Here is a 20,158-nt window from a genome sequence, read left to right on the forward strand (position 1 = left end):
ACATCACTAGCATTGTAAAGCCGCCATTGACGGCTGGTTGACCGCCGGGCGCGGATATTCACCATCCGAAGCCGCGCCGAAGACTGTTTTTCAAAACCAAATTGTTGACAATGCCTCGCCCGGCCTCGCGAAGCGCGCAGCGGAAGCGTTGGCAGCCCGCACCGCCATGGAAATGGTCGCGAACGGGCCTGCGAAGAAATTCCATCATGACGTTCTGCGGTCGAATACAGGATGGGAGATGGACCCAGTTGCCTGGGCGAAGCGCGCCGCAGCTTCGCGGCTCCTTACCGAACAGACGGAACGTATTGTTGCGGCGCTGGCTCGGGGTGGTATCGATGTTATCCGCGACGGCGACGTGACATTGATCTCAGCCGTGACAGGCATTGTAGAGTCTCTTCCGGTCTACCGCGCTGTGCGGTTCCTACCGACAATCGCCGCTCGTGACCGCAGGCCAATGGTCAATGCCCTTAAGCTCTTCATGTCCGGCACAAGCCACAAGACGGCATATGTCGGCAAGTACATGCGCTATGCCGTGTTCACCGCTCCCCAACCGGTCCCTGCCTTTGGGATGCTCCGTGACGAGATCCAGTCTCTTTCCCGGCGCATCTCTAAGTGGGCGCATCGGGTGAAGAAATATGGCGTTAAGGTGTTGTTCCGGGGGATCGAGTTTACGAGGAAGACAGCGGAAGAACGTGGCATGACGGATCGGTATCCGGCGGACACGATACTCTACCACGTCCACGCCAACGTGATTTACTGGCCGATGCGCAACATGAAGGGGGAATGGGAAAACTTCCTACGGGAGACCTTTGAGTTCATCGGATCGGAGTGGAAGGACAACGGCAAGGTCGAGAATGTCGAGGAGATCGTAAAGTACTGCTCAAAGCCCGCTGACACCCTTGCGGCGAGCGACGACGAACTCGTGTGGCTCTACAAGGAAACCCAGCGCCTAAAAATCTGCCAGCCTCTAGGCCCGTTCGCGGAATGGCTGCGGGACCTGAACGAGCGAAAGGAGAAGGTCGTACGCGTCCATGTAGGACACGGCGACGGCAAGCTGATGCGCGTGAGGAAGCTGTCGCGCAAGGCCGATGACGGCAAGCCTACTGATATTGGCGACGGCTCCGACGAGGACGGCAACGTGCCCACTGATGCCTCAGAGAAGCGCGAAGTGAAGAAGCGTAATGAGCCGGGAGATCGACCGCCGCCAGCCAACATTGTTCTCGGCCTGTCGCTGCCTCAGTGGCGGCATACCTCTTGGGCGGAACCGATGATCATGGTGCAGCACTATGACCCAGCGCGGTTGTCTGATGAGGACTGCGTCGACATAAGCGAGTGGAAGCGCCAGGCACGCCAGTGGTGGGACGAGGCGTTTGCGCCTCCTCCGGAGGAAGCGCTCCGCGTGGCCCGCATGGCGATGGACAAGACCATGTCGGCGGACGATGTACGGGAAGCGGCGGAAGCCGCTCCGTATATCGTTCACACATGTCGGCCAACTGTCCCGCACGAGGATGAGTTGCTGGCCGAAGAAGACATTGATGACGACGTAAGGAGCATCCTCTCGTGCTTTGAAGGTGCGACAATCGTCAAATGGAAGCCCCGGCCACCGACAGAGGATGACATCATTCCTTACGAGACGGCCGAACAAGCTGAGCAGAGGGCTCAGAGGCTGGCGATGCAGGAGGCCTACGAATCGGGCTGGGCGACGCGTAGGCTTTCGGCTCCCTATCACCCCTCGGAGCGCTGGGGTGATAACAGCCGGACAGCGGCGTGACGACGACGCTCGTCATCGCTCAAGTCCATGAGAAGGTCGCTAGGCCCCTGCCTAGCCCCTCGGGAGAGCCGACAGCACCTTGGTGCTATTAGTCGGTCACTAATAACATGGATTCCTGCGCCGCCGGTGGGCAAGATTCTCCAGATTGGGAGGGTTCAGATGGCCGGGTTTCAGTTTGCGCACATGCAGAATTTCTCAAGGAAGGGCGACAAGGGAGGCCGCACGGTTTCCTTCGTTCTAGCTGAGGCTCGCCGTGATCCCGCGGCCTCACTGCACGTGTCTTCTCCGCGCCCTCCGGATGTCGTCTGGGGCTGTTCAGTAGAGGACCTGGAGCGCGAGCACGATGACCGGGTTGCCGTTGCCCGGAAGACGATCGCCGGAGGCAAGACGCGATCCGTGGGGAAGGAACAGCACACGCTCCGCACGATCGTCGTTTCTCATCCTTATACGGTTGAGGAAGTGGAGGCCGATCCGCAGAAGCGGCAGGAGGTCGAGAGGTGGGAAGCCCTCAACGTTGCCTGGGCTCGACAGGAGCTCGGCGACGATCTGCGGACAGTCGTGCGCCACACCGATGAACGGCAATGGCATCTCCACATCTATGGTCTGCCCGGCGATCCTGAAATGCGGGCCTCGGCTTCTCATCCTGGACAGGTCGCGAGGGCGGCTGTGCTGGCTGCCGCATCTGTCGAAGGTGAGGATGAGAAGGCCCTGCGTCAGCGTTCCGATCGTGCCTACAAGACCGCAATGCGTGATTGGCAGGACAGGTATTTCCTCGCGGTGGGGATGCCTGCTGGGCTAACTAGGCTCGGCCCTGCCAAGCGCCGCCTCTCACGCGCTGAGTGGCACCAGGAGCGACACCAGGCGCAGGCCCTGAAGGCCGCGCAAGAGGAGGCTGCTGCTCTGAAGGTCAAGGCCGATGCTTTCGCCCGCCAAGTCGCAGAGAAAGCGGCATCTATTCGCGCCGACGCGGTGCGCAGGGCTGATGCCGCTAAGGCGGCCGAAAAACAGGCCCTTAAACGTGAGGAAGCTGCCCGTAGGGCGATTTCACAGGCCGAGCGCGACACACGTGCCGCTCGTCGTCTGAGGGGCTTGGGCGGCGCTATTCGCGCGCTCTGGGACGGCCTTCGCAAATCATTGATCGTCGCTCGTGTCCGGGAGGAGCTCCGCCCGACTATCGAGAGGTGGAGGCAGGCGGAGGCATCGGCGCGCGCTGCCGCTGCTGCTGAAGCTGAACGGCGGGCTAAGGCCGAGAAGAGGCTATCGGCGCTATCGGTCTCCGCCGCCGAGCTCGGTGCGCAGCGCGACGAGCTGCGTGCGCGCCTCGCACTGTATGAGCCTGCCGCCGTCATTGCGCCGGTCCCTGCCAGACCGCAACCTTGAATTACCAGATCGGAGGAGCGGGCATGACAGAGAAACGGCAAAGGCGGCGCAACTGTGCCGACAGACTGCGGGCGGAAGCCAGCGCGCGGAAGATCCATCGGCGTAAGCGGATCGACCCCGCGATGTCCGTTTTCATCCAGCTTCTCGCCCTCGCCTCCTTCATCATCAATTTATTCCCCCCGCTTCCGGATATGCGATCGGCTTCTGCGGCTCCCTTACCGGAGCCTCCTCGTCCCGTGCCGGTCACAGTCCAGTTGTCCGAGCCGGAGCCTCGGACGTACAAGCGCGCACCTTCATGGCCTCGGCTCATGACGGATCTGGCCCGGCCAGTGGCGCACGATATGGCTAGGGCCGAGGTCTATGCACGGCTGCCTGTCGAATGCCGTCCGTGGCTCGATGCCGTGTTTCGTGACGCTGACTGGTCTGCGATCCGGCCTTATGCCCGCTCTGGTGCATCTGACGAGGAGGTAAGCGGAGGCGTGCTGGGAGCTTTTCGAGCATGGAAGGCGGATCAGGACCAGAAGGCCCGCGAGGCCAAAAAAGACGCGGCTGGGGGCAAAGCGGGAACTGGCTCGAAGCCGGGTATCGGAGGCGATGATAACGATCAGGATAAGCCCAGCAATTCGAAGCCATGACTGCCGCATGCGCCACTCCGGCGCAGTTCCTTATTGTCAACAATTACAATGCCTTAACAGTCAATAATTTCGCAGAAAGTTGCGTTTTGCATCTTGCCAGCGTGTTCGATCTGCGTCATGCTTTTCTGGTCAGCGGGACGAAAGAAACACTGACATGGGAACCGCCGAATAGGTGGCTCTGAAGTATATCTGTTGGTCTGATAGCTGAGCTCTGCTTGGTTACTGCACACAGTTATCCGCTGAATAAGCGGCTTTCTCTGCATCAGTAGAGATTTCGGATCGGGAGGCTTCGGCCTACCTTTCTGCGTTTTTGGTAGGAAGCGGGGCACAGTCGCCCCGCCATCAACGTTCTAGCCGCTCTGGAAGGTTGTATGGTGCTCTACGAGCGGGCCGCCGCTACTGATGCCGGGTTTATTGTCGGAGAATGGCAAATGCGACTGCTGCGGCATGTTTGCCGTAGGTGCGGTCAAGATCCCTCCATACCTCTCCGTCTGACCATCTGTCAGCGAAGCTTGAGAAATCTGCTGCATGCAGCATAGCAGCAAGAACTGGGCGCTCTCCGGTCGAAAGATAACCCCACAGATCTTGGGCGGCCTTTACGATTTTCCCGCCGTCGTCGTTCGCCTGAATGAACCTACTGGTGTAGTCATCCCAGTTGAGGGATCGGGACAGCTCGGCACCGAATCCGATGCGCGTTGCCATCTCTTCAACAGGCGGGAGGGTCTTCCAGGTATTGAAGTCCATTGTCATTCCTCTCACTTGACTGACTTAATCGATGCGCGGCGAGCCATAGTCTCGGCAAGGCGGCACGCCTCGTCCCAAGATGATGACCAACCGTTTGCAAACGTGACGGCGGTACCTTCTCGGGTGCCGGTGACATCGTAAAAGGTGGGGCCGATGCGACCCGGCTCCCCCACCACGCACATGTCATAACTGTCGTCGGGGCCGCCTCCGACTATGAGTAGGTTCGTCCATGTGCTCTCGGTGTCGCTGGATACAGTATGGTCGCGCTCCCAGCCAACGAGTTGAGCGGCCAGCATCAGACTTCCCCTTTCTTGAGCATCCCATCGATAGTCCTCACAACGTAGCTGCCGTTGATGATGAACTGTGAAATATGAGTGGTATTTACCACGAGGTAGCGGGCTTTCAGCCTAATCTTACTGTTTTCGCCGAGCGAGCATACGAGGTCATCCATTCGGTCGAGGTAACGATCGTAGGTGTCTTTGAATGCGTTGAACTCTGCCATGATTTGGCGGGCGATAGTCTCGTTAGTGATGTCTGCCACTGTCGTCTCCGTTTCTGTCTGTCAATCATTGTTGACGATGGAGAAGGTGGCTGACTTATGAAGAATAATCGAGGAATTTCATATCCTTGCGGCGCATCTAGCTCGCCCTCGATGGGTCTATGAATCCTTAGCGGCAAGGACTCAATGGAGATCGAGTCCTTGCCGAGGCATAACGAGTCCTTATGAAGCCGTAGAAAAATATTTCACCTCGCCGACAAAAAAGTTTCTAGCGCTCGAATTCCTCGTTGTTGAACGGCGTGGGCCAGCGACTGCCCTGTGCCCGGAATCCGGGTGCGCTGAACAAGGCGCTGTGCACCGGTCCGGCGATGACGGACATAGATCAGCGCGACGTAGAACAGGTGTCCGAGGCTGTCGGATTGCGCCGTCTCAACAACAACCACGTCTATTGCCAAACCAGGAATGCGCGTCGTCTTGGTTTCCACCCTGAATCTCCATAAATCATTGAAAACAATGATTTTATACAGATTCTTGAGAGTCGAGCCCAGGTCAATCAGAGATCACTCCGCGATTGCCGATCGCATGGCGATCGGTTCGTTAACAGGAGTTGGGATGTCGCGACGCTAGGCAGGGGTTGACTGACAGCGTGGCGGCCTAGGCTCTTGCCCCGCCTTGGCCAGAATGGGCATGGCGGTGCCCGTAGGGCATAAGAGCCGCCGCGCTGACAGTCACCGATCGACAAGGTTCCGCGTCCATTGTTTCCCCGGTCCGCCACGCGGATCGGATCGAGACGCGTGGCTCGATCCGAAGGAAAGGAAAGAATTGACGTGGAAGGGCGTGAGGCTACCCCTGCCCCCTTATAAAGATGAGCATATCGGAGCCGTCAGCATAGCGCCGCAGTGGGCGGGACGGCGGGAATTCGCGCATATTGAGACCGGTTAAATGTGCAGCCGCAGGAGCGTGAACAAGTAACGACTTGATAGACGCGGGATCGACTGTGCCCGGCGAAATATTCCATATTGTTGACACCTTCTGTCGAGCTCCGTACACATCGCCGAACCCGCGAATGTATCCGGAAGTATCAGGATGCGAGTGGCGCTCTGTAATTCAGGGCTTTTGGGTGTACACGGCGGTCCCTCCCTCCGGGCCCACCATTTCTGTTTTCTGATCTTGTTTAATTGTCAATTGACGTCGGTATTGCATTCCTGCGGAATGGAAGCGAAAAAACCACAGTCCGTCATGATCCGGGTCGCTGCCCGACATGGTCCACTCGTTGACGATTGAGAGGGCAATCTCTTCATCGCAGCCTTCGTAGCGAATGTCCCTTCGCCAAAACTCATTCGGTTGTGCGCTGGGTCGCACAGGGACCGCGCCATTGCGTAGCAAAGCGAGAACACAGCCGTTTACGAAGTCCGCTAACTCCTTTCCCTGCAACGAGAAGCCGTCTCGCCCAGAACCCACGATCTGCCACAGGCCGACGGCATCGACGTCAAGCTCATTCGGTACCCGTTCGATCCATTCCGAAAGAAGAGTGTCGAAAAATCTATGGCGAGGTTCAAAACTCATTTATGCTCGCTGCCACCGAATTGGTTTCCGAGGACGCTTGTCCCGCTGCGTCATGCCGAGAGAGTGATGAGATACCCAAAACTTCGTAAACCGGCTAACTCGATTTCCCGTTTGATCAACGATGTTCTTTACAGGTTTGATTTCTTCAATGATTCCGTCCTGGAAAGCATCCGTATTGACTACGCGTCGTCACCTTCCGGAACTGTATCTGTCGTGTTTATTTGCCAAGACGATCAAGACGATCAGCATCGGCGCAAACGGTGTACAATTCTCTTTTCGGATGTTGGAGAATACAAGCTTTTTCAGCCAACTAAAACGAGCATGGCCGTCGTTTCGTTCGGGGTGTCCTTTTTTCAGGCAGATGACATGTTTTATATGAATTTCGACTGCTGGGGCGATCTCCCAAATGAAGGCACGTTAGAGGATATTCAGTTCAGCGATTTTTATATATCGGCGAGGTCGGTGGAGATATCGGTGTCCGATGATTTTGTAACCGGCTAGATGAGTTGGCTTTGGCGGCTTGTATCTCAAGCTTTGTGTCAACCCTTTGCAACGCGACAGAAACTACTCTTGGATGTTGTTTTTCGGTAAGGCGGGAAGTTAAATTCTCCTCAAAGCACGTTAATTCGCCCGCTCGTTATAAAGAATATACGTGCATGAAGAAAACTCTGTTTCGGTGGATGATTGTTGCCAATTTACCCATGATCGTCATGATCCTTGGTGGGTATTCTGGACTGTTTTTCCCGATATGTTTATCTAATATTTTTATTTTATCTAATATTTTCTATAATTAAATCTAAATTGAAATTGATTGGCTGGGAGAAAAAATCTCGATCTGAAAGCATTGATGAATACAGGTGGGCAGTTTTTGCAGTTTGTGCCTTTGTTTTTCGGGGCGCACTCTTTATTGGCCATCATCGACACTGAGGGCGTGTCCCTCTGCTCATATTTTGCCTCTATCCTCGCCATCGTCATCTATGTACTGGAATGCGGCATCGAGGCGGTGAGGCGTATCATGATCTAATACATTGTGATCGAGTACCGCTTCAAGATCCGCTCTTTTCAAGAGACGCAGTTTCTTGACGCGTGTTTGAAAGTCAATTGCGACATTCAGCTATGTTTTTTGGGCTGATTTGTTTTGCACTCAAACTATATTCGGCGATATCGCCCAGCCACTTTAACGCTACTTCGCCGCCAGACCGGTTACCGCCCAATCAATCCCTTCCAGTCCTCGATAAACTGCCTCCGCTGGATCTCGTCTTGCGCCGCCAACAGCGCGGGGCCGATGCGGATGGGGCGGCCGATGCCTGACTCCATCAGGGACGGGGGGCCTTCGACGCCTTTGGGCAGCGCCAGCCCCTCGGCAAAGAAGAAGGATTTTTCGCGCGCCAGCTGGCGGCCCCGCGGCGAGAGCAGGTAATCCAAGAAGATCTTGCCGAGCAGAGGGTTAGGAGCCGTCGAGGGGATCATCGCGCCGCGCGACAGCACCAAGGTGTAATCCTCCGGCAGAACGATGCCGAAATCGGGGTTCTTGAGCGCCGCGCCGTAGGCATAGGAGCCGAGCACGTTGTAGGCGAGGCGAACGCGGCCGGCGGCGAGTTCGCCCAGCACCTCGTTGTTGCAGCAGCGAATTACCGTATCGATTCGGCTCAGGCTTTCGACCAGCCGGCCATAGGCGGTTGGCGCCTGCCGCGAATCGTTGAAGGCGAGGAGATAGCCGACGCCGGAGGCCTCGATGTCATAGGTGCCGATGCGGCCGCTATAGACCTCGGGCTTGCGCCGCAGAAGGTCGGCGAGCGCCTCGTGGCTCTGGGGCACATCTTCCGGCGGCACGGATCGACGGTCGTAGACGAAGACGACCGGCTCGAAGGTGAAGCCGAAGATTTCGTCCCGCCAGTTCGCCCAGCTCGACGTGGTCTGCGTCTCGCGCGAGGTGTGCGGCTGGGCGCAGCCGTCGTTCGCGAGCCGCACCAGCTGGTCGACGGAGGACGACAGCAGGATGTCGCCGCCGCGCGCCCTGCCGGCGCAGGCGTCCTGCGCCTCGCGGAACAGGTCGTTGGTGACGTAGTCGACGAATTCCACGGTCACACCCGGTTCCTTCGTCTGAAAATCCTCGATCAGCGGGCGCATGGCCTCCAGATCGGTTGCTGCATGTACCACGAGGCGGGCTGTCTCCTCGCCCTTTGCCGAGAATATCTCCCGATCGCCTTCAAGCGCTTGGGTGAGGGAGGGAAGGAGGCAGAGCGTCAAGGCAAGATAGATCGGCGTTGTTCTCATGGGCTCTCCTCCAGCAGGGGAAGCTCGATGTAGACGCAGAAGAGCTGGTCGTCGGTCTTCTCGCGAAAGCCGATCCGTCCTTTGAGCGTGGCCGCAACTTCCGCCGCGATGGCGAAGCCGAGGCCGGATGCGCCCTTGTCGGAGCGACTGGAATAGAAGCGCCGTGTCACGTTGCTCCATTCGTCGGCGGGGATGCCGGGGCCGTCGTCGCGCACCTCGACAAGACCATGGCTTTCCGTGCGTGTCACGCGCACGTCGAGCCGGGCTTTTGCGCCATGGCGCAGCGCGTTGTCGATGATGTTGACGATCGCTTCGCGAAGGCTCAGCGCATCGCCGAGTACCGAAGCGTCCGGCTCGGCGGCCTCGAAGGAGACGACAATATCGGGGTCGACGGTGATCGGTACGGCGGCGCGGAAGGCGAGGCGCGCCACCTCGTTCAGAGACACCGGCACCAGATGGGTCGAATCGATCCGGTGGATCACCATCGCATGGTTGAGCAACTGGTTGGTGAAGCGCGCGAGTTCCGCCGTGCGGTCTCTGACCCGCTCCAGGTGCCGCCGGTCCTCGGGTGCCAGCTTCGTCTCGTTGATCAGGCTGACCTGCGAGGTGAGGGCGGTGAGCGGCGTGCGGATCTGGTGCGCGCTGTCAGCGACGTAGCGCTGCAGAAGTTTTACGCGCTCGTTGAGTCGGGTGATGAAATGGTTGATCGAGGTGACGAAGGGGGAAAGCTCGCGCGGGACCGCGAGGGTGAGCGGCGTCAGATCCTGCGGATCGCGCTGGCGTAGCGCCTCGCCGAGGTCGTCTACCGGGCGCAGCGAGTGACGCACGGCAAGCGCCGTGCCGACGAGTGCCAGCAGGCTCATGACGAGGACGAGCAGGGTGGCGCGGGTCGTCAGTTCCGCGGCGAGCGAGCGGCGCGCATCGGTTGTCTGGGCCACGATCACGTAGGCCCAGCCGGTGCCCTCGCCGTAGGTGATGGCCCGCGCGGTGGTGACGGTTCGAACCTCGACGTCGCGATAGGTGATGCGACCGAAGAGCGGAACTGCGCGGCTATCGGCAAGATCGAGATCGGGCGAAAGGTCGCCGTAACCCGTCAGCGTCTCGCCGGTCGGCGTGATGATGCGGTAGAAAATCCGGTCGCGCTGCGCAAGCCCGAGCAGTTCGAACGCGGAGGGCGGCAAGTTGAAATCGAGTTCGCCGTCCGACAGAACCAGATTTTCCGACATCTGGAATGCCGCGCCGAGCAGCAGCCGGTCATAGGCCTCGTCGGCGGCGGCGCGGGCGTAGAACCATGCAGCGGTTATAAGGCAGGCCGCGCCCAGTCCGAGCACGATCGCCACACGCCGCATGAGGCGCGAGAACAGGGAGCTTCTTGATTCAGTCATCGGACACCAGCTGGTAACCGACACCGCGCAGTGTCACGATTCGGGCCTTCGCGCCTTCGAGTTTCTTGCGCAGGCGTCCGATATAGAGCTCGATCGCATTGGCGCCGGCCGCCTCCTCGAAGCCGAATAACTGGTCGAGCAGTTCCTCCTTGCTGAACACCTTGCCGGGACGCGAGGCGAGAATTTCCAGCAGCGTCATCTCACGGCGCTTCAGCTGGACTTCCCGCTTGCCGACCGTGACGGAGCGATTGGTCCGATCCAACGTCACGTCGCCGCAGACGATCGTGTTGGTCGATTCCCCGCCACTGCGCCGACGCATCAAAACGCGGGCGCGGGCCTCAAGTTCGCGGAAGTCGAAGGGTTTGACGAGATAGTCGTCGGCGCCGAGGTCGAGGGCGCCGACCCGGTCATCGATCTCGGAACGGGCCGTCAGAACGAGCACGGGTACGCTGCTTTTTGACTGGCGCAGGCCGCGTAGGACGGAAAACCCGTCCATGCCGGGCAGCATGACATCAAGGATCACCAGGTCGTATTCCGTGAATGCCAGAATGTCGGCCGCAGCCGCTCCGTCGGTCTCCCAGTCGACGGTATGCCCCGTCTGCTGGAAGCGCCGGCAAATTGCTTCGCCCACATCGAGGGTATCTTCGACCAAAAGTATGCGCACGCGCAATGATCGCATGTGGCCCGAGGGCTCGCAAGTATCCGGTTTACGCGCGTTTACCGGTGGGGCGGAAGTTTGACAGGATGGTGACAGGAACGTGTCCTAGTTTGGCGCTGCCGGTTTCAGGGAGAGAGCAGGAAGCCGGTCCGGGAGGGAACCCAACGGATGTGCGCCTTGTCGCCGCTGCCTTGCGAAAAGCGGGCCAGTCGCCGTTTGCGGTTCTTTTCGGTGCTACAGGATAAACGGGAGACATCCATGATCCGAGATTTCAGCAAGACCCTTTTCGGCGCAGCGATTGCTGTCGCCGCCTTCGCCGCGACCGCCGCTGCCGAGCCTTCGAAGCCCGAATGCCTGGCCGGCGCAAAGCCCGGCGGCGGCTTCGACCTGACCTGCCGTCTGGCAGCCAACGCCCTGCTCGAGACCAAGCAGATCTCGCAGCCGATGGCGGTCACCTACATGGAAGGCGGGGTCGGCGCCGTTGCTTATAACCATGTGATCGGCAAGCGCGGCTCCGACGGCAATCTGATCACCGCTGCCTCCTCCGGCTCGGCGCTCCTCATTGCCCAGGGCAAGTTCGGCCAGTACGACGAGAATGCGGTCCGCTGGCTCGGCGCGCTCGGTGCCGACTACGGCGTTCTCGTTGTATCCGCCGATTCGCCCTACAAAACGCTCGGTGAACTCATCGAGGCCTTCAAGGCGGACTCCACGCAGTTCCCGATCGGTGGCGGCGGTGCCGTAGGCTCGCAGGACTGGATGAAGGGTTCGCTGCTTGCCAAGGCTGCCGGCCAGGATCCGAAGACCATGCGTTACGTTGCGCTGGAAGGCGGCGGAGCCGTTCTGACCGCGCTTGAAGGCGGCCATATCAAGGTCGGCTCCGGTGACGCGGCCGAAATGGGCAAGCACCACGTTGCCGGCAAGGTCCGCATCCTCGCCGTCATGGCGCCGGAGCGCCTGCCCGGCGAACTGGCCGACGTCCCGACAGCCCGCGAACAGGGCTACGACATCGACTGGCCGGTCTGGCGCGGCTACTACGTCGGCAAGGACGTGTCCGACGCTGACTACGACTGGTGGGTAAAGGCCTTCGAAACGGCCGCCGCCACGCCGGAGTTCGCCAAGGAACGCGAAGCGCGCGGCCTGTTCGAGTTCACCCTGCTCGGCAAGGCCTTCGAAGACCGCGTGAAGGAAGACGTGGCGCGCTTCAAGATCCTCGCCAAGGAAGCCGGCATGTAATTTCCACTCCCCTCGACGATCCTCCCAAGACACGAGGCGGACCGCCCTCCGTCACCTGCATCGTCAGGTGACGGAGGGAAACGAGGGCGAAGACATTCATCCAGACCTGCGCCGCCGGGCGATCACGATCCGGCGGCTTATTCATAAGAACAGGGGGTGACACCATGTCAGAAAACCATCATCCATCAGCCCGGGCCGTGCAGTTGATCGGCCGTGGCGCGGCGCTTTGCCTTATCCTGCTTGCACTCGCCTACGGTATCGGCGGCAGCATGATCGAATACGCCTTCTCCTCCGATCCGCTCGGCCCCCGGGTTTTTCCTGTCGCGCTCGCGATTGTCCTCGGGCTGCTGTGCATCTGGTATATCGCTTCGCCGGGATCGGCCGAAGGCTTCCCTTCAGGCGCGCTTCTCGTTCGCGTCCTCTCGGTGCCGGTACTGCTGATCGTCTCGGTCGCACTGTTCGAGCCGGCCGGCTTTGCCATTTCGATCTTTGTTCTCACCTTCGGAGCGGCGCTCATCTTCGGCGCGCCACCGGTAAAGGCCTTTATCGGGGCTGTCGGTCATGCGGCTCTGTGGTGGTTCGTCTTCTCCTATCTTCTGGAGGTCTACCTGCCCGTCGGCGCATTGTTCGGCTGAGGCTCGGGACCGGAACCGGAAAGGATCAATTCCATGAACTTCGAATATCTCTGGCAGGGTTTCGCCGTAGCGCTCACCTTTCAGAACCTTTTGATCGGTCTCGTCGGTTGCTTCATCGGCACACTGGTCGGCGCACTGCCGGCCATCGGTCCGATCAACGGCATCGCGCTTCTCCTGCCGATCGCCTATACGATGGGCCTGCCGGCGGAAAGCACGATGATCCTGCTTGCCGCCATCTATTGCGGTGCCGAATATGGCGGCCGCATCTCCTCCATCCTGCTCAACGTTCCAGGTGACGCCGGTGCCGTCATGACGGCGCTCGACGGCTATCCGATGGCCAAGCAGGGCCGCGCCGGCGAGGCGCTGGCGCTGTCGGGTCTCGCCTCGTTCGTGGGTGGCATGTTCGGGGCGGCGGGTCTTGCGCTCTTTGCGCCCATCCTCTCCGGTCTGGCGATCGGTTTTGGTCCTGCCGAATACTTCGTCCTGATGGTGTTCGCGTTCGCGACGCTCGGCTCGATGGTCGGCAGCCAGCCGGTCAAGACGCTGATCGGCTGCACGCTCGGCCTGATGCTGGCGACCGTCGGTCTCGATCCGACGTCCGGCGCCTACCGCTTCACGTTCAACGAGCCGGAACTCGGCGACGGCATCGAGTTTGTCGTTCTCGTGATCGGCCTGTTCTCGATCTCCGAAGCGCTGATCATCCTGGAGAACCAGGGGCGTGGGATGACTGTGATCCGCGAACTCGGCCGGATGACCGCGCGTCTCTCCGACATCACCAAGAGCGCCGGTACCACCGTGCGCAGCGCCATCATCGGTTTCGTCGTCGGTGTTCTTCCCGGCACGGGTGCTTCGGTGTCGAGCGCGATCTCATATACAACAGCAAAGCGTATTTCCGATACCGAAGGCACGTTCGGAAAGGGTGACGTGCGTGGGCTCGCCGCGCCGGAAGCCGCGAACAACGCCACGGCCTGCGGCGCATTTGTGCCAATGCTGACGCTGGGGGTTCCGGGTTCCGGTACCACCGCCGTCATGCTGGGCGCGCTGATGCTCTACAACATCCAGCCGGGGCCGATGCTGCTGACGGAACGGCCGGAGATCGTGGGTGGTCTCGTGGCATCGCTGTTCGTCGGCAACCTCATCCTGCTGGCGCTAAACCTGCCGCTGGTGCAGATCTTCGCCCGCGTGTTGACGGTGCCGAACTGGCTGCTGGTGCCCGGCATCCTGGTCCTGTCGATCGTCGGGGTATACTCCACCCATGCGTCGATCTTCTCGATCTACCTGATGTTCGCGATCGGCATGGCCGGCTGGCTATTGCGCAAGGCAGGCTTCGACATGGCGCCGATTATCCTGGGCTTCGTGCTCGGGCGGGTGATGGAGGTGAACCTGCGCAATGCGCTGGCAATCAGCGGCGGGGAGGTCTCCATCCTCTTCAGCAGCACGATCTGCATCGTTTTGTGGTGCATGGCCATCGCGGTCGCGGTGTTCCCGGTCTTCCTTTCAAGGCGCGCCAAGCGCCGGATGCGGGAAGCAGCCGCCGCGATGAACTGAACCATCACAACGAACGCACTGAAAGCCGGGCGAGAGTCCGGCTTTTTCTTTTGATACATGCTGCATGTATGTATCTGGCGAGGCCTGGCCAAGCTTCACGAAAGGCGGCCGCGATAGTCTTGGAAGCACATTGTATCTATCCGGAGATCGCCAATGAAGATCGCCCTGGCTCTGATGGCCGCCACAGTCCTTCTCGCCGCACCTTCGGCCGGGCAGGCAAGAAGCGGGCTGAAGGCGCCGGAATTCGTCACGTTCTCCGGGCAATGCCTGCGCGTCGCCATGGGCAAACAGGACATGACGCCGGCCTGCACGGGTATGCTGGGCGGTTCCGAGCACGCGGATGGCCGCAACGGCATCTATTTCCTGATGGCCAACAATCACATCGTGACGTTCAGCGGCAAGGCGACCGACAAGCGCGGCGGTTTCCCGATCGACCGGGTTGTGTTCAACACCGGCGAGGAGGCCGTGAAGCCACAGGCGGTTCGTGCGACGGGACGCTGCAGCTATACCGATCCGAGCCGCGGCCCCGTGACGATCCGGTGCGTCGGTGCGCTGGCCGAGGGCACGTCCTTTGTGGCGTCCTTCCGCACGGACGGCACGCCTCCGCAGTAAGCGCGTTCAGGCTGCCGCGTCAGGCATTTCCGTGATCATCTTCGTCAGGCTGCCTTCGGCCGGGAATAGCGGGATCAGGCAGGCCTGGAGGGCATGGTAGATGTCGCCCTTGCCGGGGAAGAGCGTATTTGACGGTTTCAGGTCGTCGCTCAGTTCCTCGTTCCATCCGCCGTTCTCGCGGTCGAGCGTGTAGCGCGAGATAAAGCCCCAGATCTTGCGATAGCTTTCCTCGTGGAAGTCGCTGGGCGCGTGCTGGTTCAGATAGTGCGCAGCGGCGGCACCCTCGCAGAGTGGCCACCAGAGTTTCATCTTCTTATCCGGCACGTTGTCCCAGTCGAGCGTGTAGTAGAAGCCGCCGCGCTCCTTGTCCCAACCAAGCTTCATCGACTGGAAGAAGAGGCCGCGTGCCGCCTCCGGCATCCAGTCGTGCACCTTGCCGCCGAGGGTCCAGAGTTGCAGCACGAGGCGGGCCCATTCCAGCCAGTGGCCCGGCGTGGTGCCCGCCGGTCGGAACATTTCGTTGCGATGATAGTAGTTCCGGTCGAGGGTCCACTGCTCGTCGAAGTGTTCCGGCAGACGGTAGGTGCATTCTGTGGCGCGGCGGCGAATGATCAGGTCGGCGATGCTTTCCGCCTTGTCGAGATAATGGCGCTCACCGGTAACCTCGAACGCTGCCATCAGCGCTTCGGTCAGGTGCATGTTGGAGTTTTGTCCGCGATAGCCGGGCACCGGCGTCCAGACGGCGGAGAATTCCTCGGCGATGGCACCGTGCTCCGGCTCCCAGAAGCGGCTTTCAAGAACCTCGGTGATGTCGGCCAGCATATCGTCGGCGAGCGGATGACCGACACATTTGGCGGAGGCGGCGGCAAGCAGCACGAAGGCATGGCCGTAGCCCTGCTTCGACGGATCGATCGCGCCGTTGTCATCGACCTGCCAGTAGTAGCCGCCATTGTCCTGATCGCGGTGGCGCTTCCACAGGAAGGTCATGCCATGATCGACGACCTCGGCGGATCCCGGCTGGCCGAGGAGATCGCCGATTGCAAAGCAGTGGACCATGCGGGCGCTGGCGTGGATGCCCCGCACCGGATTGTCCAGCTTGAGCGGCTTGCCGCGACGGTCGAGGTCGTAGAAGCCGCCTTTTGGATTGATCGATGCGAACTGGAAGAAATCAAAAAGACCTGCGGCCTGCTGCAAGAGCCAGCGGCGATGGTGCGGGCGATCGGTCCAGTGCCGGGGGAGTGTCCCCGTCGTGTTCGCAAGTTCCATGATCGTTCCTCCGCCGTCTGCAATCCGATGGTTCGTATAGCGGCGCTTCCGGTCTTTGTCACGGCGAGAGAGACTGAGACTCGGACTTGACGAACAGCATAAAGGTATGTTGACATAAACATGTCTTTATGTGCTTTTGAAATCGTGTCGCTTATGGAATAAGGAAATTCGCTCATGCTCAACAATCTTTTTGGACCGGAGAGGGGACTGAGGGACGGGCAGGAGATTGCCGAAGCGTTGGCAAAGGCGGCGCGGGAGCGCATCCTGATCCTCGACGGTGCTATGGGCACGCAGATCCAGGGGCTCGGCTTCGACGAAGACCAGTTTCGCGGCGAGCGGTTTCTCGGTTGTGCCTGCCACCAGAAGGGCAACAACGACCTTTTGATCCTCACCCAGCCGAGCGCGATCGAGGAGATTCATTTTCACTACGCCATGGCCGGGGCAGACATCCTGGAGACGAACACCTTCTCCTCGACGAAGATCGCGCAGGCCGACTACGCGATGGAGGGCGCCGTCTACGATCTCAACCTTGAAGGCGCCCGTGTCGCGCGCCGGGCCGCGTACCGGGCCGAGCGCGAGGATGGCAAGCGCCGCTTTATCGCCGGCGCCATCGGACCGACGAACCGGACAGCCTCCATCTCGCCCGACGTCAACAATCCCGGTTATCGCGCGGTGTCCTTCGATGATCTGAGGCTCGCTTATGCCGAGCAGATCGACGGCCTGATCGACGGCGGTGCCGACATCATCCTGATCGAGACGATCTTCGACACGCTAAACGCAAAGGCGGCCATCGTTGCCTGCGAGGAGCGGTTCGCCGAGAAAGGCATCCGCCTGCCGGTGATGATCTCAGGGACGATTACAGACCTTTCGGGCCGTACACTCTCCGGCCAGACGCCATCGGCCTTCTGGTATTCGGTGCGACACGCCAACCCCTTCACCGTCGGCCTGAACTGCGCTCTGGGAGCCGACGCCATGAGGCCGCACCTGCAGGAGCTGTCCGGCGTTGCCGATACCTTCATCTGCGCCTATCCGAACGCAGGCCTGCCGAACGAATTCGGGCAGTACGACGAAACGCCCGAGATGATGGCGGCGCAGATCGAGGGTTTCGCGAAAGACGGTCTGGTCAACGTGGTCGGCGGCTGCTGCGGCTCGACGCCCGAGCATATCCGGGCCATCGCCGAGGCGGTGGCACCGTTCAAGCCGCGTCAGGTGCCCGAGCACAAACCGTTCATGTCGCTGTCCGGTCTCGAGCCGTTCGTGCTCACCAAGGACATCCCGTTCGTCAATGTCGGCGAGCGCACCAATGTCACGGGCTCGGCCAAGTTCCGCAAACTGATCACCGCTGGCGACTATGCCTCCGCACTCGCAATCGCGCGCGACCAGGTGGAGAACGGAGCGCAGATCATCGACATCAACATGGACGAGGGCCTGATCGATTCCGAGAAGGCGATGGTCGAATTCCTCAACCTGATCGCGGCCGAACCGGATATCGCCCGCGTGCCGATCATGATCGATTCGTCCAAGTTCTCGATCATCGAGGCCGGCCTGAAGTGCGTTCAGGGAAAGGCGGTCGTCAATTCGATCTCGATGAAGGAAGGCGAGGAGAGCTTTCTCGCGCAGGCCCGTCTCGTGCGCAATTACGGTGCTGCGGTGGTCGTCATGGCTTTCGACGAGAAGGGGCAGGCCGACACCTACGAGCGCAAGGTGGAAATCGCCGAGCGAGCTTACCGGCTGCTGACGGAGGAAGCGGGCTTCGCGCCCGAGGACATTATCTTCGACCCGAACATCTTCGCTGTGGCGACGGGTATCGAGGAGCACAACAATTACGGCCGCGATTTCATCGAGGCCGCCCGGACGATCCGCGAGAGAATGCCGCTGGTGCATATATCCGGCGGCGTCTCGAACCTCTCCTTCTCGTTTCGTGGCAACGAGCCGGTGCGCGAGGCCATGCACGCCGTCTTCCTCTACCACGCGATCCAGGCCGGCATGGACATGGGCATCGTCAATGCCGGGCAGCTGGCGGTCTACGAGAGCATCGAACCGGAATTGCGGGAGGCCTGCGAGGATGTGGTGCTGAACCGTCGTGCCGACGCGACGGAGCGGCTGCTGGAGATTGCCGAACGCTTCAGGGGTGGGCCAGGCAAGGAAGCCCGAGCGCAGGATCTGGCCTGGCGCGAGTGGCCGGTCGAGAAGCGCCTGGAACACGCCCTGGTCAACGGCATCACCGAGTATATCGAAGCCGATACCGAGGTAGCCCGGCTTGTGGCGGAGCGGCCCCTGCATGTCATCGAAGGCCCTCTGATGGCCGGCATGAACGTCGTCGGCGATCTGTTCGGTTCGGGCAAGATGTTCCTGCCGCAGGTCGTCAAGTCCGCCCGAGTGATGAAGCAGGCAGTTGCGGTGCTCTTGCCCCACATGGAGGCGGAGAAGCTTGCGAACGGAGGCGGCGAACGCGAAAGCGCGGGCAAGATCCTGCTCGCGACCGTGAAGGGCGACGTGCACGACATCGGCAAGAACATCGTCGGCGTCGTGCTCGCCTGCAACAATTACGAGATCATTGACCTTGGCGTCATGGTGCCGGCGACGAAGATCTTTGAGACGGCGATCAAGGAGAAGGTCGATGTTATCGGCCTATCCGGCCTCATCACGCCCTCGCTCGACGAGATGGTGCATGTCGCCTCGGAAATGGAGCGGCAGGGCTTCGACATCCCGTTGCTGATCGGGGGGGCCACCACGAGTCGCGTGCACACGGCGGTCAAGGTCTCGCCGCAGTACACGCGCAACCAGGCGATCTATGTGACCGATGCGAGCCGTGCCGTCGGCGTGGTGTCATCGCTTCTCTCGCCCGACAACAAAGATACGTATCTGGCCGGAATTCGCGATGAGTACCGGAAAGTTGCGGATGCCCACGCGCGGGCGGAAGCCGAGAAGCAGCGGCTGCCGCTGGCGGCAGCGCGGGCCAACAAGGTGACGGTCGACTGGTCGGCCTACAAGCCCGCGGCGCCGAGCTTCCTCGGCACGAAAGTGTTCGACGACTATGATCTGGCGGACCTTGCCCGGTACATCGACTGGACGCCGTTCTTCCAGACCTGGGAACTCAAGGGCCGCTACCCGGCAATCCTCGAGGACGAGGCGCAAGGGGAGGCGGCGCGGCAGCTGTTTGCTGATGCGCAGGCGATGCTCCAGAAGATCATCGCGGAGAAGTGGTTCCGGCCGCGCGCCGTCATCGGCTTCTGGCCGGCGAACGCTGTTGGAGACGATATCCGTCTTTTCACCGATCCATCGCGACAGGAAGAACTGGCGACGTTTTTCACGCTTCGCCAGCAGTTGTCGAAGCGTGACGGGCGACCGAACGTTGCGCTCGCCGATTTCGTCGCGCCGCTCGACAGCGGCATTCAGGACTATGTCGGCGGCTTTGTCGTTACGGCGGGCTTCGAGGAGATCGCCATTGCCGAGCGATTCGAACGCGCCAACGACGACTATTCGTCGATCCTCGTGAAGGCGCTGGCCGACCGGTTCGCCGAGGCCTTCGCCGAGCACATGCACGAGCGGGTGCGCAAGGAATTCTGGGGCTATGCCGCCGACGAGGCTTATGCGCCGCAGGACCTGATCGGCGAGCCCTATGCCGGTATCCGTCCCGCGCCCGGTTATCCGGCCCAGCCGGACCATACGGAAAAGACCACGCTGTTCCGGCTGCTGGACGCGCAGAAGGCGACAGGGGTGACCTTGACCGAGAGCATGGCGATGTGGCCAGGCTCTTCGGTGTCCGGCCTCTATCTCGGCCATCCGGACAGCTACTATTTCGGCGTTGCCAAGGTGGAGCGCGATCAGGTCGAGGACTATGCGACACGGAAGGGCATGGCGGTTCGGGAGGTGGAGCGGTGGCTGGGCCCTGTGCTCAACTACATTCCCGCGAAGCCGGAGGCGGCTGTGGACGATGCCGCGTGAC

The 20,158-nt window shown here is 60.7% G+C and carries 16 protein-coding genes; 8 read left to right on the plus strand and 8 right to left on the minus strand.

Features of this window, described 5'->3' with window-relative positions; genetic code table 11:
• The first annotated feature begins 37 nt into the window (after nucleotides 1–37).
• Together J5J10_RS04865 and J5J10_RS04870 are read left to right on the plus strand one after the other, a co-directional pair.
• Nucleotides 38–1,771, plus strand: coding sequence for a hypothetical protein (locus J5J10_RS04865; protein ID WP_211929059.1), 1,734 nt, complete (start codon nucleotides 38–40; stop codon nucleotides 1,769–1,771).
• A 159-nt stretch (nucleotides 1,772–1,930) separates the two neighbouring features.
• Entirely contained in the window at nucleotides 1,931–3,151 is a 1,221-nt protein-coding gene (locus J5J10_RS04870; RefSeq protein ID WP_211929060.1) for a hypothetical protein, read from the plus strand.
• A 1,046-nt stretch (nucleotides 3,152–4,197) separates the two neighbouring features.
• Here the strand turns inward: J5J10_RS04870 and J5J10_RS04875 are convergent.
• From J5J10_RS04875 to J5J10_RS04890, 4 genes are all read right to left on the minus strand, one after another.
• Entirely contained in the window at nucleotides 4,198–4,530 is a 333-nt protein-coding gene (locus J5J10_RS04875; protein ID WP_211929061.1) for a hypothetical protein, read from the minus strand.
• 295 nt (nucleotides 4,531–4,825) lie between these two features.
• The gene (locus J5J10_RS04880; protein ID WP_211929062.1) at nucleotides 4,826–5,071 is read right to left on the minus strand and encodes a hypothetical protein; all 246 of its coding nucleotides are present in this window, start codon (nucleotides 5,069–5,071) and stop codon (nucleotides 4,826–4,828) included.
• 203 nt (nucleotides 5,072–5,274) lie between these two features.
• Nucleotides 5,275–5,514 (minus strand): hypothetical protein, encoded by a 240-nt coding sequence (locus J5J10_RS04885; RefSeq protein WP_211929063.1) that lies wholly within the window; start codon nucleotides 5,512–5,514, stop codon nucleotides 5,275–5,277.
• Nucleotides 5,515–6,136: 622 nt separating this feature from the next.
• Nucleotides 6,137–6,595, minus strand: coding sequence for a hypothetical protein (locus tag J5J10_RS04890; RefSeq protein ID WP_211929064.1), 459 nt, complete (start codon nucleotides 6,593–6,595; stop codon nucleotides 6,137–6,139).
• Between the two features lie 66 nt (nucleotides 6,596–6,661).
• On the opposite strand from J5J10_RS04890, the gene J5J10_RS04895 reads away from it, so the two are divergent.
• Entirely contained in the window at nucleotides 6,662–7,096 is a 435-nt protein-coding gene (locus tag J5J10_RS04895; RefSeq protein ID WP_208551555.1) for a hypothetical protein, read from the plus strand.
• A gap of 702 nt (nucleotides 7,097–7,798) precedes the next feature.
• Here J5J10_RS04895 and J5J10_RS04900 read toward each other — a convergent pair.
• The 3 genes from J5J10_RS04900 to J5J10_RS04910 are packed head-to-tail and all read right to left on the minus strand — an operon-like array spanning nucleotide 7,799 to nucleotide 10,921.
• A complete protein-coding gene (locus tag J5J10_RS04900) occupies nucleotides 7,799–8,872 on the minus strand; it encodes an ABC transporter substrate-binding protein (RefSeq protein ID WP_211929065.1) in 1,074 nt (357 codons plus the stop codon).
• Complete coding sequence (locus tag J5J10_RS04905) at nucleotides 8,869–10,257, minus strand: sensor histidine kinase (RefSeq protein ID WP_211929066.1); 1,389 nt, start codon at nucleotides 10,255–10,257, stop codon at nucleotides 8,869–8,871. Before J5J10_RS04905 ends, J5J10_RS04900 begins: the two co-directional genes overlap by 4 nt.
• A complete protein-coding gene (locus J5J10_RS04910; RefSeq protein ID WP_208551552.1) occupies nucleotides 10,250–10,921 on the minus strand; it encodes a response regulator transcription factor in 672 nt (223 codons plus the stop codon). The genes J5J10_RS04905 and J5J10_RS04910 overlap by 8 nt, the downstream gene beginning before the upstream one ends.
• A 252-nt stretch (nucleotides 10,922–11,173) precedes the next feature.
• Here J5J10_RS04910 and J5J10_RS04915 point away from each other — a divergent pair, with 252 nt between their 5' ends.
• The 4 genes from J5J10_RS04915 to J5J10_RS04930 all read left to right on the plus strand — a co-directional run bounded on the left by J5J10_RS04915 (nucleotide 11,174) and on the right by J5J10_RS04930 (nucleotide 14,943).
• A complete protein-coding gene (locus J5J10_RS04915; protein WP_208551551.1) occupies nucleotides 11,174–12,148 on the plus strand; it encodes a tripartite tricarboxylate transporter substrate-binding protein in 975 nt (324 codons plus the stop codon).
• Nucleotides 12,149–12,312: 164 nt separating this feature from the next.
• On the plus strand, nucleotides 12,313–12,783 hold the full coding sequence (locus J5J10_RS04920) for a tripartite tricarboxylate transporter TctB family protein (RefSeq protein WP_208551550.1): 471 nt from the start codon (nucleotides 12,313–12,315) through the stop codon (nucleotides 12,781–12,783).
• A gap of 33 nt (nucleotides 12,784–12,816) precedes the next feature.
• Nucleotides 12,817–14,331 carry a tripartite tricarboxylate transporter permease gene (locus tag J5J10_RS04925; protein ID WP_208551549.1) on the plus strand — a complete coding sequence of 505 codons (1,515 nt, stop codon included), beginning with the start codon at nucleotides 12,817–12,819 and terminating at the stop codon, nucleotides 14,329–14,331.
• Nucleotides 14,332–14,484: 153 nt separating this feature from the next.
• Nucleotides 14,485–14,943 carry a hypothetical protein gene (locus tag J5J10_RS04930; RefSeq protein WP_211929067.1) on the plus strand — a complete coding sequence of 153 codons (459 nt, stop codon included), beginning with the start codon at nucleotides 14,485–14,487 and terminating at the stop codon, nucleotides 14,941–14,943.
• Between the two features lie 6 nt (nucleotides 14,944–14,949).
• On the opposite strand, the gene J5J10_RS04935 is transcribed toward J5J10_RS04930, so the two are convergent.
• Nucleotides 14,950–16,209, minus strand: a complete 1,260-nt coding sequence (locus J5J10_RS04935) for an AGE family epimerase/isomerase (protein WP_211929068.1) — start codon at nucleotides 16,207–16,209, stop codon at nucleotides 14,950–14,952.
• Nucleotides 16,210–16,383: 174 nt separating this feature from the next.
• Here J5J10_RS04935 and metH point away from each other — a divergent pair, with 174 nt between their 5' ends.
• Complete coding sequence (gene metH / locus J5J10_RS04940) at nucleotides 16,384–20,157, plus strand: methionine synthase (RefSeq protein WP_211929069.1); 3,774 nt, start codon at nucleotides 16,384–16,386, stop codon at nucleotides 20,155–20,157.
• Nucleotide 20,158: the final 1 nt, after the last annotated feature.

The organism is Ciceribacter sp. L1K23, assembly GCF_018122705.1.
In the GTDB taxonomy this organism is placed as follows: Bacteria; Pseudomonadota; Alphaproteobacteria; order Rhizobiales; family Rhizobiaceae; genus Allorhizobium.